15 protein-coding genes are annotated in these 13,763 nt (G+C 63.0%); 9 read left to right on the plus strand and 6 right to left on the minus strand.

The features are described from left to right. Positions 1–172: 172 nt before the first annotated feature. Positions 173–556, plus strand: coding sequence for a cytochrome c (locus E1J61_RS32905; RefSeq protein ID WP_133098023.1), 384 nt, complete (start codon positions 173–175; stop codon positions 554–556). A 445-nt stretch (positions 557–1,001) separates the two neighbouring features. Here the strand turns inward: E1J61_RS32905 and E1J61_RS32910 are convergent, their stop codons facing one another. Beyond that, positions 1,002–1,340 carry a helix-turn-helix domain-containing protein gene (locus E1J61_RS32910; RefSeq protein ID WP_133098024.1) on the minus strand — a complete coding sequence of 113 codons (339 nt, stop codon included), beginning with the start codon at positions 1,338–1,340 and terminating at the stop codon, positions 1,002–1,004. Between the two features lie 90 nt (positions 1,341–1,430). On the opposite strand from E1J61_RS32910, the gene E1J61_RS32915 reads away from it, so the two are divergent. Together E1J61_RS32915 and E1J61_RS32920 are read left to right on the plus strand one after the other, a co-directional pair. Next, positions 1,431–1,757, plus strand: a complete 327-nt coding sequence (locus E1J61_RS32915; RefSeq protein ID WP_133098025.1) for a nuclear transport factor 2 family protein — start codon at positions 1,431–1,433, stop codon at positions 1,755–1,757. Then, positions 1,757–2,536, plus strand: a complete 780-nt coding sequence (locus E1J61_RS32920; RefSeq protein WP_133098026.1) for an SDR family oxidoreductase — start codon at positions 1,757–1,759, stop codon at positions 2,534–2,536. The genes E1J61_RS32915 and E1J61_RS32920 overlap by 1 nt, the downstream gene beginning before the upstream one ends. Before the next feature lie 80 nt (positions 2,537–2,616). Here the strand turns inward: E1J61_RS32920 and E1J61_RS38990 are convergent, their stop codons facing one another. From E1J61_RS38990 to E1J61_RS32935, 3 genes are all read right to left on the minus strand, one after another. Then, entirely contained in the window at positions 2,617–2,739 is a 123-nt protein-coding gene (locus E1J61_RS38990; RefSeq protein WP_371704930.1) for a hypothetical protein, read from the minus strand. A gap of 131 nt (positions 2,740–2,870) precedes the next feature. Continuing rightward, on the minus strand, positions 2,871–4,301 hold the full coding sequence (locus E1J61_RS32930; RefSeq protein WP_133098027.1) for an amidase family protein: 1,431 nt from the start codon (positions 4,299–4,301) through the stop codon (positions 2,871–2,873). A 76-nt stretch (positions 4,302–4,377) separates the two neighbouring features. After that, on the minus strand, positions 4,378–5,391 hold the full coding sequence (locus E1J61_RS32935; protein WP_243737075.1) for a tripartite tricarboxylate transporter substrate binding protein: 1,014 nt from the start codon (positions 5,389–5,391) through the stop codon (positions 4,378–4,380). 173 nt (positions 5,392–5,564) lie between these two features. On the opposite strand from E1J61_RS32935, the gene E1J61_RS32940 reads away from it, so the two are divergent. Then, complete coding sequence (locus E1J61_RS32940) at positions 5,565–6,479, plus strand: LysR substrate-binding domain-containing protein (protein WP_133098028.1); 915 nt, start codon at positions 5,565–5,567, stop codon at positions 6,477–6,479. 730 nt (positions 6,480–7,209) lie between these two features. Here the strand turns inward: E1J61_RS32940 and E1J61_RS32950 are convergent. Next, positions 7,210–8,151, minus strand: a complete 942-nt coding sequence (locus E1J61_RS32950; RefSeq protein ID WP_133098030.1) for an AraC family transcriptional regulator — start codon at positions 8,149–8,151, stop codon at positions 7,210–7,212. A gap of 130 nt (positions 8,152–8,281) precedes the next feature. Here E1J61_RS32950 and E1J61_RS32955 point away from each other — a divergent pair, with 130 nt between their 5' ends. From E1J61_RS32955 to E1J61_RS32975, 5 genes are all read left to right on the plus strand, one after another. After that, positions 8,282–8,935 (plus strand): cysteine hydrolase, encoded by a 654-nt coding sequence (locus E1J61_RS32955; RefSeq protein ID WP_133098031.1) that lies wholly within the window; start codon positions 8,282–8,284, stop codon positions 8,933–8,935. A 173-nt stretch (positions 8,936–9,108) separates the two neighbouring features. Next, positions 9,109–9,321 carry a hypothetical protein gene (locus E1J61_RS32960; protein WP_368671172.1) on the plus strand — a complete coding sequence of 71 codons (213 nt, stop codon included), beginning with the start codon at positions 9,109–9,111 and terminating at the stop codon, positions 9,319–9,321. A gap of 195 nt (positions 9,322–9,516) precedes the next feature. Next, positions 9,517–10,341, plus strand: a complete 825-nt coding sequence (locus tag E1J61_RS32965; RefSeq protein WP_133098105.1) for an alpha/beta fold hydrolase — start codon at positions 9,517–9,519, stop codon at positions 10,339–10,341. A 79-nt stretch (positions 10,342–10,420) separates the two neighbouring features. Continuing rightward, positions 10,421–10,918, plus strand: coding sequence for a hypothetical protein (locus E1J61_RS32970; RefSeq protein ID WP_133098032.1), 498 nt, complete (start codon positions 10,421–10,423; stop codon positions 10,916–10,918). Positions 10,919–11,144: 226 nt separating this feature from the next. Further along, positions 11,145–12,080 (plus strand): alpha/beta fold hydrolase, encoded by a 936-nt coding sequence (locus tag E1J61_RS32975; protein ID WP_133098033.1) that lies wholly within the window; start codon positions 11,145–11,147, stop codon positions 12,078–12,080. A gap of 163 nt (positions 12,081–12,243) precedes the next feature. Here E1J61_RS32975 and E1J61_RS32980 read toward each other — a convergent pair whose 3' ends face one another. Further along, on the minus strand, positions 12,244–13,674 hold the full coding sequence (locus E1J61_RS32980; RefSeq protein ID WP_133098034.1) for a catalase: 1,431 nt from the start codon (positions 13,672–13,674) through the stop codon (positions 12,244–12,246). Positions 13,675–13,763: the final 89 nt, after the last annotated feature.

Genomic DNA, 13,763 nt, shown 5'->3' on the forward strand with positions numbered 1-13,763 from the left:
TAACTCTCGGTGGAACATGACTGAGTGCGCCGAGCCGCCGCCTGCGAGGCGGGTTGCCCAGGAATCGGCTTGGCGGCCCGACGAGCTGTCGCGTGTCGTGGCCCTCATGTGTTGCAGTGGTGCTCCCCGGTATTTGCTCGCGATTATGATCTGATTTATACAATAAGGCTAAATGAAAGTAAGAGAGTTATGTATCGCTTCGCTAGGAGTTGTAGTGCTAACTCAAACATCACTATCCTGGGCGCAAAGTTTTAATGGGAAAAATCTCTTTACGCAGAGATGTGCCATGTGCCATGGAGCAGACCTCAAAGGCACAGGGCCATTGGCCAAGAAAAGCACTCCTCCCACACCTGATCTGACAACCGCCGCTTTCAAAAGACGACTCAATGATTATCCTGGTGTTATTGTTTCATCGGTGATACTTCGTCCAAATGGAGACTTGATTCCAAGAACTTTGCAAGAGAATGGTGTAAGACTGGCGCCGCACTCTTGGACTGTTCAAGATTTTCGAGATTTAAATAAATACATGAGTGGTGTGATTTCAAATAGCCGATGATCTTGAGGTACAAGCCGATACGAAAGTTCGATGATCGCGGCCACTTATCCTTGGGGCCGGCCGTTAGCCAGACGACATTCGTCTGGCGTGAAGGGCAGCCAGATTCAAAGTGACTGCTCTGGATTTGAACCGTCGTCTGTGCCGGTTCGTAGGCAGTTCAACTATGGATTGCGCGTTGACTGACTGTCTGCAAGGGGCCAACTCAGCGGTCGGTCGCCGGAAGGTTGGGCGGCCGAGAATGGCGGGACTTAGCCATCGGGCGGGTCAGGTGCAAGGGGCGTGGTAACAGGGCCGCTTCCGACCCAGTGCTGCCCCTGAAATAGGATTGACGACCGTCAGGTTCCGGCCCGACAAGAGACGATCGCGGATGAGGCCACGTCGATGACTTGCGAAATCGGAGTTCTGGATGACAGGCTTCTTCTCACGCACGCAAGCTCGGCGCAGCCTACGGAAAGTCTTCACGGCGCTCCGCCCATGTCAGGATCGCATCCAGTGCCGGACACAACGCCTGGCCCCAATCAGTCAGGCGGTAGTCCACCTTCGGCGGCACCTGATGATAGACCGTACGCATCACGATGCCGTCCGCTTCGAGGCGGCGTAGCTGCTGGGCAAGCATCTTCTGTGTGATGCCGGGGATCAGTCTCTCGAGGTCCGAAAAGCGCTGTACCTGACCACCGAAAAGGTGAAACAAGATCACCAGCTTCCAGCGGCCTTCCAGCAGTTTGAATGCGGCTTCAACATCGATTGCGGCAGTCGCGGGAGTGTAGTTTTTTCGGTTAGCCAAGGGTTACTTACTTTCTTGTGCGTTCTTGCGATACGGTAACTGTAGCGCCATGATTGGGGCATGAAAACCTTCACGTTGAGGTGAACCCCGATGAACATGATGCTGCCCCCGCCACTGGATGCCTATCTACTCGCGGAAACCGTCACCGACTCCGCCCCTCTCTCGAACTGCTTTGCCGCCGATGCCGTCGTGCGGGACGAAGGCCGCACGATCAAGGGGCTGGAAGCCATCCAGGCCTGGAAGAAGGACAGCAAATCCAGGTACCAGTACAGCATTGAGCCGTTGGACGTATCCCAGGACGGCGCCACTGTGACGATGCACGCACGGCTCACGGGCACCTTTCCCGGTAGCCCAGTCGTGCTGACATATACGTTCGTCCTGGCTGGCGGCAGGATTGCGTCGCTGGAGATTCGCTAATGAACTCCGCACCCGAACTTCTGGGGCTTCGGGCGCTCGTTACGGGCGGAACCAAAGGCGTCGGCAAGGCCGTTGTCGCACGCCTTTGCGAGGCAGGTGCGAACGTTCTGACGACTGCGCGTTCCCGTCCCGATGAACTTGCCGAAGAACGGTTCATCGGGGCGGACATCACAACGGCCGAGGGCTGTAACGCCATCGTCGACGCAGTGCACGAGCGGTTCGGTGGCGTCGATATAGTCGTGCACGTCGTGGGCGGATCATCTGCACCGGCCGGTGGCTTCAGCGTGCTAGATGACGATGAATGGAACAAGGCATTGAGCCTGAACCTATTCCCGGCAGTGCGCATCGATCGCGCGCTGTTGCCCTCGATGGTCGAGCAGCGTTCGGGCGTCATTATCCACGTCACGTCGATCCAGCGGCAATTACCGTTGCCGCAGGCGACGATTGCCTATGCCGCCGCCAAGGCTGCCCTGTCAAACTACAGCAAAGCCTTGTCCAAGGAGGTCAGTCCGAAGGGCGTTCGCGTCGTGCGTGTCTCCCCGGGCTGGGTCGAGACGGATGCCGCCGCAGGTCTCGTTGCCGAGATCGCCCGACAAGGCGGCATCGACACGGAAGGCGCCCGCAAGATCATCATGGATTCGCTCGGCGGCATTCCTCTTGGCCGGCCATGCTCACCCCGGGAAGTGGCAGAACTCATTGGTTTCCTCGTCTCTGGCCGCGCCAGTGCCATCACCGGCACTGAGTACGTCATCGACGGAGGAACTGTTCCGACTGCGTGATCTGAGCCGCTTGCCCGGCCAGCCCCGGCGTTCACGCCATCGTCGCCGCACGCTTGCGTAAGTGCGCAGCTACCCAGAGGTCAGTCGTCCAGCAGGCGGAACAGTGGCCACCAGCCGATGAGGCATGCCCACACGCGCGCGGCGCCGCCTTCCAGCGCGGCGTCGAGCGCGTGCGCCACAGTGCTGGAGCAGTTGCGGTGCATGAGGTTGTAGGTGGCATTCTGGCGACACTCGTCCCAGAATGCACGCTCACGGCAGGGCCAAGCGCCCGGTCACCGCTGCGCCGCATGCCCATAAGCTTCCGATGCGGCTCGAACACGGGGCGCTCCCTCAGTCAGGACCGGCTAGCCCGCATCTCGGCCAGCCCCGACCAGCCGGCGCACCGTTCGATGGCCTCGCCAGCCGCCAGGCAAAGCGCCTCCTGGAAGCGCCCCGCCACCAATTGCACACCCATCGGCGTGCTGCCTGCCATGCCGGTCGGCACCGACAAGCCAGGCAGTCCGAGCATGGCCGGCGCCAGCAGCGGGCTTTGCGCGTCCAGGATCTCGCGCATGGCGGCATCGCCCTGCTGGTCCGCGTCGACCGCAAACGGGCGCTGCCATGAAACCGGCATCAGCAGCAGCGGATATTGCGCAAGAAAGAGCTGCCAGTCGCGCAGCAGGTTGGAGCGCAGGGCCAGGGCGTCCATATAGCCCACGAGATCCAGATCCGGGGCCAGCCGGTACATGCTGCCGAAGGCGCGGCGGATTGCGTCATCGCCGTCGGTCTCTACGGCTTGCCGTACGCTGGCTTTGGTCTCGTTCATGGTGAGTGCCAGCCACAGCTCCGCTGCCTCGGTGAAGCGCGGCGGTGCGGCTTCCTCGACCGTATAGCCGGCCTGTTCCAACCATCGTGCCGCCTGCGCGACCGCAGCGACAACCTCGGGGTCGGCGCGGTAGCCCGGCAGCGAGGTACATACGGCCACTCTTGTACCAGGCTTGTAGGCATTGGCCGGCTGGGCAGCATCCAGCGGCGCGGGCGTCCACCACGGATCCCTGGCATCGGCCGCGGACATCGCCGCCAGCGCCAGGCGCAGGTCCGCCACGCTGCGCGCGAGCGGCCCCTGCACCGAGGTCATGTGCATGCCGATGGTGCGCTCCCGCGACTGGGACGGATTGAACGCCGGCACCCGACCGAAGCTCGGCCGCAGGCCTGCCACGCCGCAGGCATAGGCCGGATAGCGGATCGACCCGCCCTGGTCGTTGCCGTGCGCCAGCGGGCCGATGCCGGCCGCAACCGCTGCCGCCGCGCCGCCGCTGGAGCCACCGGGTGTACGCGTGGCGTCGTAGGGATTGAGCGTGCGGCCGTGCGGGGCGTTGTCGGTGAACCAGCGCATCGAGAACGCCGGCGTATTGTTGCGGCCGATGATGATGGCGCCCGCCTTGCGCAGGTTGGCGACCGCTGGGCTGTCGGCAGTGGCCACGGTGCTGCGGTAGGCCGCTACGCCATTGGTAGTGGCGCGCCCCGCCTGGTCCACGTTCACCTTGATCGTCACGGGCACGCCGTGTAGCGGGCCCACCGGCTCGCCGCGTGCCAGCATGGCATCGGCTTCGGCGGCAGTGTGCAGGGCCTCGTCGGCCAGCACCTCGACCACCGCGTTGAGGCGGGGGTTGACGTCGTCCAGCCGGGCCAGGCAGCTTGCCGCCGCCTCGCGGCACGAGATTTCCCGGGAGGCGATATGCCGCGCGAGATCGACGGCGCTCAGGCGCCACAGTTCGTTGCTCATGGATGGTCCGTTGTGGTTGTGGATGCGATGCAATCGGTGATGCGCACGGCTGCCCGGCGCGGCGGCAAGCGCGCGATCAGTCGGCCTTGATGCCGGCGCGCCTGACGGTGGCGCCCCAGCGGGGCACCTCGCTGCGGATCAGGCTGGCAAACGCCTCGGGCGTGGAGGGCATGGCCTCGATCGACAGCGCGGCATTCGCCTTGACCACGGCGGGATCTGCCAGGGCCTTGTTGAGCGCAGCGTTGAGTTTGCGGATGACGGGCATGGGCGTACCCGCCGGCGCTACCAGCCCGCCCCAGGCCACCACCTCGAAGCCCTTGATGCCGCTCTCGTCCACGGTGGGCACCTGCGGCAGCACCGGCACGCGCTGCAGGCTGGTCACGGCCAGCGCCTTGATCTGCTTGCCGGCAATGAACTGCTGGATGCCCGAGACGTTGTCGAACATCACATCGACCTGGCCGTTGACCATGTCGCCCAGCGCCTGCGCGCCGCTCTTGTAGGGCACATGCAGCATCCTGATGCCGGTGCTGCCCTGTACCAGCTCACCCGCCAGGTGAGCGCCCGAGCCGATGCCCAGCGACCCCATCACCACCTTGCCGGGGTGCTGCTTCGCGTACGCGACCAGCTCGGCAAGGTTGTTGGCCGGCAGGTCCTTGCGCGCCACCAGCACATAGGCGTTGCCAATTGCCAGACCAATCGGCGCGAGATCCTTTTCCGGGTCGTAGGGCAGCCTGGTGTAGAAGGTGCGGTTGACGGCCAGCGTGACCATATTGCCGTAGCCGATGGTGTAGCCGTCGGCGGCGGAGGTGGCCACCAGTTGGGTCCCGACGATGCCGCCGGCGCTGGGCCGGTTGTCGATCACCACCGGCTTGCCCAGTTCGCGGCCCATCGCCTCTGCGATCGGGCGCAGCGCCACGTCCACGCCCGCACCGGCCGGATAGGGCACCACCATCTTGAGTGGCCGCTCCGGCCACTCGGCCCGCGCCAGCAGTGGCGCGGTGCATAGGGCTGTTATCGCCAGGGCGGCCATTGCCCGCACGGCGAAACGGGTGACGACCGGTCGTTCTGTCGGGGTGCGCGTCTTCTCCATGTGTCTCCTCGCTGTTTTCTTTGCATTGGCATGGGGTTCGCAACAAGGCTACGCAGATAGAATGAAAGCCAAAAGACGCTAAATTCTTTGTGATGACAACTCAGGGTTGTCGTCATTATCGCCAGCAAGCGCAAGACATCCCGGCCCATGGACCGGGAAGCGAGGGAGACAACGTGAAGGACCATCACCTGAAGGCCTGGCTGAGCCTGGTGGAGACCGGCAGCATCCGCGGCGCGGCACGCGGCCTGCACCTGAGTCAAGCCGCCATTACCAAGGCCATCCGCGAACTGGAACAGGACCTGGATGCGCCGCTGATCGTGCGCAGCTCGCGCGGCGTGACGCTGACCGAATGCGGCCACCAGCTCACCCTGCGGGCGCGGCTGGCGCAGGCGCAGCTTGCACTGGCACGGCAGGACATCCGCCAGTTGCAGGGCGGCAAGCAGGCGCACGTATCGGTAGCGGTCACGCCGATGGTCTTCCTGAGCCTGCTGCCCGACGTAATCCGCGCCTTCCGCAAGCGCATGCCGCTGGCCGAGCTCACGCTGGAAGAAGGCATGATGCCGCTGGTGCTGCCCGCACTGCGCGACGGCACCGTCGACTTTGCCGTCGCCGCGCCGGGACAGCAGGCCATTGGCAGCGAGTTCGTCTTCGAGCCGCTGCAGACGCTGGAGATCATGGTCGCCTGCCGCCGTGGCCATCCACTGGAACACGCGACCGAGTGGGAACAACTGCTTGAATGCGAATGGCTGATGCATCTGTCGCCAGGCAGTCACCACACCTATATGCTCGACCAGTTGCGGGAGGCTGGTATTCCCGTGCCGGCACGGATCATCAAGGCCAATACCTTTGGCGTGAGCTGGAACCTGATGACGCGCAGCGATGCGCTGCTTTCATGTCCGGCCGGGCTGCTCGGCGTGGAACCGTATGCGCAGCAGGTTAGCCGGGTCCCGTTGCGGATGCCGTTGCCGCCGATCACGCTGGGGATTCTGACGCTGCGGGATACGCCGCTGTCGTTGGCGGCGGAGACTATGGCGGAATTGTTCAGGAGGGAAATTGCGGTGAATGGAGAGAAGCTGGCGACGGGATGACGGGTTCAGGACTCGGCTGCAACAGCATCGAGCGAACCATCGGCAGTGCGGATTGTGCCGACGGTTCGAGCTGCCAAATCAGTCAGCGAAGCAAACTTTGGCTGAGAGCTGATCGAGCTGGGATTTGACCATTACCAGCAGGCAGTGGGTGCCGTGGATTTCTTCCGAGTGATCGCTTTGGGATTCCAGAAGGAAGAGGATGCCGGAGAGGCTGGCGCTGAGGTGGTGCAGGGCTGATGGAGGGCGTCGATAGGATGTTTCGCACTGTGCAATTTGCGAATGAAGTCCCAAGAGTGGAAGGCGCACCTCTCCGCTAGCGGATCTTGATAGCTTCCGGGCGCAAGACCGGCTTATCGCCAGAGAATGGTGACTGTAGAGCGCCACGAAGAGCCGTATGGCAATCAGTCGCGAAGAATTGGCATATGGCGGCTTCCGACCCTTCTGAGCCGTTCGACTCCTCCACAACTCGGTGGCGGCTATCCGAGTCCAACAGTCATCCGCTTCCACTGTCGCTTTGGCAGTTGATCGGCCGACGCGGGCGATCGCTTGTCGACGGCTGTTCCGCATAGCCAATCCAGAGCATGATAAAGGGATCGCCGTTGTCCAGGCCCACGGTCCGCTCTATGTCAGGTTCGCCATATACCACGGCGTATTGGAGACGTTTGCGCCTGCTATCTCGCATTGCAGTCGCCCGTCCGCTGGTGCCCCCAACCTATCCACATTCTCCCCCTCATCCACGCCGGCGCTGTCGAAGCGTCTGCGATGGGAGAACGCCAAAGTGGGCGCGATAGAGCGCGGCGAACCGGCCAAAGTCCCAGACACCAAATCGTCCGCAGATCGCGGATACCGTATCGCCCGGCCTCGCATTGCAGAGGGCTGCGCGAATGGCATGCATGCGGTACAGCGCTAGGTAGCGATGCGGTCCCATGCCAAGGTATCGATGAAACACGTTGCGAACCGTGCGTTCGGATGCATCGGCAGCCGCGCAGAGGTCGTCCACAAGGACCGTCGTTTCCCCCACGCACTTGAGGTAGCCCAGCGCCCTGCTCAGGATCTGACGATGACGTGGCTTGAGCCGGAGATGGGTCGCGCCATCGTCGACCGTCAGCACGGCGCGAAACACGAGGTTGATCAGTTCGGCGCGAGCCGTGAGCGTGGCGGCCGGATGGCGCAATTGGTCCGGGTCGTCGCGCTCGACGCGCAAGATGCGCCGAATCGTTGCCAGCAGTTGCGGCACGCCGTTTCGACCGGTGCAGACCAGATTGTTGGAGAGCAGCGTGGCGTCAAACTCGTCGACGTGCGTGTGGACCCAGTGCAGGACCAATGGCGCCGATATCGCCACCGTCAGCCAGCTTGCCGCCCGCTCCGCAACGATGTGGAACATCTGGTCGGGCGCCATCCAGCCGACCGTGCGCTCGTCGAAGGCATGGCCATCGACAATGGTGCATTGTTGTGCACTCAACGGCACGAAGATATTGAAGTAGTCGGGCATGCCGATACCCGAATAGGCCGTGGAGGCGCCCTCCCGGCCCATCATGATCGCCACGCCATCGAGGTCGATCACCTTGAGCTGCCAGTCTCGCTGCGGCCGGGACCGCAAGACATACCTTCCCTGGACGCCGTAAAGCGCCGCCTCGAATTCGTCGAACTCCGGGCAGACCAGCTTCGTCAATGGATTGCTCCCTGGGCGGCCCTTCACGGCGGGTTGCCATGCAAGTCCAGGCGACATTTGCCGATTTTACGTAGCCGGGGACCAAGGTTTCAAGAAATGATTAGCAGCAAATGGATGCGAAGGGGAGACCATGACGGAATCAAGCCAACCAGGGACGTATCCCGCGGCTTCCACAGGATTGCTGCTTGTGGATCCCTACAACGATTTCCTCAGTGAGGGCGGCAAGCTCAACGACCGGGCAAAGCCGGTAGCCGACCAGGTCGGCACACTGGCCAACCTGAAAAGGACGGTAACCATCGTACGCGCAAGGGGCATCCAGGTGTTCTATGTGCCACATCATCGCGCGAGGTCTGGTGACTTCTCCACGTGGAGGCATCCCAGCCCATACCAGTTGGGCGCCAGCCGTGCGCAGGTTTTTGCCGCGGGAAGCTGGGGCGGCCAGTGGCATCCGGATTTCGAGCCGCTTCCCGGAGACATCATCATTCACGAACATTGGGGCGGCAGCGGCTTTGCCAACACCGACCTTGACTTGCAACTTAAGCAGCATGGTATCCAGAAGGTCATTCTGGTCGGGATGCTGGCCAATACCTGCATCGAGGCGACAGGACGCTTTGCGACGGAACTCGGCTATCACGTGACGCTGGTGCGCGATGCCACGGCAGCGTTCTCGGCGGAGGCCATGCATGCCGCGCATGAGATCAACGGACCAACGTTCGCCCACGCCATCGTCACGACCGCGGAGTTGTGTTCGGCGCTGGGTGGCGCGGGCGGCGTGCCACGGTAAGCAATCCTGAGATCGCCGCTTGCGGGGGAGCGCCGATTTTCTCCCTAACCTCCGGGAAGGTGCCTCCTGCACCGATCGCCGGAGCGACAGAAGACGTTCATAGCGAGGAATACTATGTCCAGGCGCGCACTTATCGTCATCGATATTCAGAACGACTACTTCCCGGGTGGCCGGTGGACGCTCTCGCAGATGGATCGGGCGGCCGACAACGCGGCTGCACTGATCGCGGCGATGCGCATGACGCATGCGCGTCGCGCGATCTGGAGTTCGAAGGCGTCGAGGTGCCGGCCGCGCAGGCCCACGCGGCCTTCATGGCCGCGCTCAGGTTTGCCTATGCCCGCGTCATCTCGACAAGGGAATGGCTGGATGAGCAGCACCCTCGATAGGGGACCGTACTGACCGGACGCAAGGGGAAGCGCAAAATGAACGACGAAAATGGGTCGGTGATGACAGCGACGCGCCGTGGCGTCCTGAAGGCCGTCGCGTCAGTGGCGGCATTGTTCACGATGTCTCGACCGGCGGACGCCGCCACCAACGCGACCGCCCCGGCGAGCAGGGGCAAACAACAAGGAGGGAATGCCATGCAAACAGTCAGGACGAAGGATGGTGTCGACATCTTTTACAAGGACTGGGGCAGTGGCCAGCCCATCGTCTTTTCCCACGGATGGCCGCTGAGCGCGGACGACTGGGACGCGCAGATGATGTTTTTCCTGAACCATGGATTCCGTGTAATTGCGCATGACCGGCGTGGCCACGGCCGGTCCACGCAGATCGCCAGCGGCCACGACATGAATCACTATGCCGACGACCTGGCAATGCTGACTGCCCATCTGGACCTGAAAAACGCCATTCACATTGGCCACTCCACCGGCGGCGGTGAAGTCGTGCGCTATCTAGCGCGACACGGCGATAGCCGCGTGGCGAAGGCAGTCCTGATCGCCGCTGTGCCGCCGTTGATGGTGAAGACGCAAGCCAATCCGGGCGGATTGCCAAAGGAAGTCTTCGACGGCTTCCAGGCGCAGGTTGCAAACAACCGGGCACAGTTCTACCGCGATATCCCTGCTGGTCCCTTCTATGGCTTCAACCGGCCGGGCATCAAGCCGGACGAAGGGGTGATTGGAAACTGGTGGCGCCAGGGCATGCAGGGTGGCGCCAAGGCGCACTACGACGGCATCGTCGCCTTTTCACAGACCGATTTCACGGAGGACCTGAAGAAGATCACTGTGCCGACGCTGGTAATGCATGGCGACGACGACCAGATTGTGCCCTATGCCGACTCCGCACCCCTTTCGGCAAAGCTGTTGCGCAATGGCATCCTGAAGACATACAAGGGATTCCCACATGGCATGCCTACCACGCATGCCGAGACGATTAACGCCGACCTGTTGGCTTTCGTTCGCTCCTGATTATTCCCCCCGCTCGCGCAGACGTGCTGCCGATACGGATTCTCCACGGCGTCTAAGCAGGCGAACCCGGAGTGCCATCATGCTCAACCTCAGTCCGCTCGGAATACTCCACACCTCGATTGCCCTGGTGGCAGTGGCGTGTGGTCTGGTGGCGTTGTTTAAGCACGGCGAAATCGAGATGAGGACGCGATCCGGCCGGCTCTATATATGGCTGACGGCAGCGACGGCATTCACCGGGCTCTTTATTTTCCGCCATGGCGGATTCGGGCCGCCCCATGCACTGTCAATCCTGACGTTGGCAGTGCTCGCCATTGCCAGTGCCTGCGAGCGACATAGGGAAGCGGGCGTAGCACGCTACCTGGCCGTACTGGGCTACTCGCTTACGCTGTTCTTCCATCTGATCCCAGGATTGACGGAGACCGGCACGCGCATCCCGATCGGCAATCCGGCCTTCAGCGGTCCGGAAGATCCGACACTGAAGGCGATGGTTGGCATCGGCTTCCTCGTCTATCTGACTGGCGCGACGGTCCAGGCGATGCGTATCCGCCGCTCCCACCGACTGACGGTCACCCCCTGAATCTCTGTTGCCCTTGTGATGAGCCAGCCAGAACAAGGACAGCCGAGGCTATTCGCCCAACCGATTCCGAAAGGATTTCTGGCCGACGTATTAGCGCTGTTTCCCAACGCCGGTTTCCACCGCTGTCTTCTTCGACTGACATGCCGGCACGCCGTCCTGCACCCGCTCAAGCCACTCCCAATGATCCGGTGGTGAGATAGCCACCAACTTTCCAGGAGATGCAGTCATGAAGCGTTTGTTCGCCCAACGCATGCCGGCCTTCGGTGGTCTCCCCACTGGGGGCCACGCGGCTGCCGCCGATGCCGCGGTCTCCGCGGGGACCGCCCCGACGTCCTACGTGACGGTCGAGGGCGACAGGATTGCCTGCCGCAAGATAGGGCAGGGACCGACGATCATTCTCGCCAACCGCTTACGGGGGACGCTCGACACATGGGATCCGTTGTTTCTTGACGGACTAGCGTCGCGGTACACCGTCGTCACCGTCGACTATCCCGGCATCGGTTACTCGACTGGCAAACTGCCCGACTCCATGGCATCGGCGTCGAAGTTCATCGATGAGTTCGCCAATGCAATCGAGGCCGATCGTTTCGTCATCCTCGGCTGGTCGTGGGGAGGACTTGTGGCTCAGACCTATCTTCTGGACCACGCGCAACGCGTTACTCAGGCGATCCTCATCGGAACCAACCCACCCGGACATAACGAGATCCCACTGCAGCAGGTGTTTCTCGATCGTGCATTCAAGCCTGTGAACGATCTGGCGGATGAGGAGGTTTTGTTTTTCGAGCCCGCCTCCCAGGCAAGCCGTGCCGAGGCCAAGGCATCTCACGAACGCATCTACGCAAGGGCTGACGTTACCTCCAGGATACCCTCCAGGCCCGACGAGTTGGCGCCGTACTTTACGGCGGCAGAGGGCTTCCACAAGGATGAGGAGCACCGGCGCGATCGCATGGGGCAGGTGAATGTGCCGATCCTGGTAATCGCAGGAGACCACGATACGAGCACCGCTGGGCAGAACTGGTTTCCTTTGATCGGGAAGATGCGACAAGCACAATTCATCTTCTTCTCTGAAGCGGGGCACGCACCACAGCACCAACACCCCGAACTTATTTCCGACTACATTCACGATTTTCTCGTTAGGACTTCTCGCGACGGCGAGAGATGAACTCTGCGCTGGGCGGCCTTCTTCCGCGACAGTCGTCGACCATGGCTGACGTGAGGTCAACTGTCAGTGTCAGGTCGGCCGTAGCGGCCGATCGGATGAAGCCGCTCGCGCGGTAGGAGGCTCAGTTCCAGTGTGGAGGGGTGTTGGAGGTTCCGGTCCCTGACTAGCGGTTCTTCAGCGCCTCGGCAACCCCTGCGCCATAGGCGCGATCGGCCATCGTGCAATTGCGGATATGCCGTTGCTGCACGTCCTCGCTCGCGCCGCCGAGCGCGCGCGCCGTGTTGTCGAAGAGCTGCAGCTTCTGCTCGGGCGACATCAGTCGGAACAGCGCCCCCGGCTGCGAGTAGTAGTCCTCGTCCGCGCGATGGTCCCAGTGCGCGGCTGCGCCCGAGAGCGCCAGCGGCGGCTCCGCCAGCCGCGGGCTGTCGGCCCACTCGCCGCGGCTGTTGGGCACGATGCCGGGCAGCCCGCCCTGGTTGCCGTCCACGCGCATCGCGCCGTCGCGGTGATAGCTGTGCACCGGGCAGCGCGGGGCGTTCACCGGAATCTGGTGCGCGTTCACGCCTAGCCGGTAGCGGACCGCATCGCCGTAGCTGAAGAGCCGCCCCTGCAGCATCTTGTCCGGCGAGAAGCCAATGCCCGGCACGATGTTGGCGGGCGAGAACGCCGCCTGCTCCACATCGGCGAAGTAGTTGTCGGGGTTGCGGTTGAGCTCCAGCACACCCACCTCGATTAGCGGGTAGTCGCCGTGCGGCCAGACCTTGGTGAGGTCGAAGGGATTGAACGGGCAGACCTGCGCCTGCTGCTCGCTCATCACCTGGATGCACAACGTCCAGCGCGGGAAGTCGCCGCCGTCGATCGCCTCGAGCAGGTCGCGCTGCGCGCTCTCGCGGTCGTTGGCGACGATCGCGGCGGCCTGTGCGTCGGTGAGGTTACGGATGCCTTGCCGGCTGCGCAGGTGAAACTTCACCCAGCGCCGCTCGTTGTCCGCGTTGATGAGGCTGAACGTGTGGCTGCCGAAACCGTGCATGTGGCGATAGCCATCGGGCAGGCCGCGATCGCTCATCACGATGGTCACCTGGTGCAGCGCCTCGGGTAGCAGCGTCCAGAAGTCCCAGTTGTTCTGGGCGCTGCGCAGGTTGCTGCGCGGGTCGCGCTTGACTGCGTGGTTCAGGTCGGGAAATCGCAGCGGGTCGCGCAGGAAGAACACGGGCGTGTTGTTGCCCACCAGGTCCCAATTGCCTTCCTCGGTATAGAACTTCACCGCGAAGCCGCGGATGTCTCGCTCGGCATCCGCCGCGCCGCGCTCGCCGGCCACGGTGGAGAAGCGCACGAAGACGTCCGTCTTCTTGCCGACGCCGGAAAAGAGCCTGGCCTTCGAGTACGCCGTGATGTCGTGCGTCACGGTGAAGTGGCCGAAAGCGCCGGAGCCCTTGGCGTGCATGCGCCGCTCGGGGATCACCTCGCGGTCGAAGTGGGCGAGCTTCTCGAGCAGCCAGATGTCCTGCAGCAGCGCGGGGCCGCGCGCGCCGGCGGTCTCGATGTTGAAGTTGTCGACAACGGGGGCGCCGTTGGCATGAGTCAGTTTGGTCATGGCAATGTGGGCAAAAAGGGGGGGCAGCGGAGCGTCTTCAGGAGGGAGGACTGGACGTCCAGAGTGGGAGTCGCGTCGATGGCCTCCCC

Source organism: Cupriavidus sp. L7L, assembly GCF_004353535.1.
In the GTDB taxonomy this organism is placed as follows: Bacteria; Pseudomonadota; Gammaproteobacteria; order Burkholderiales; family Burkholderiaceae; genus Cupriavidus; species Cupriavidus oxalaticus_A.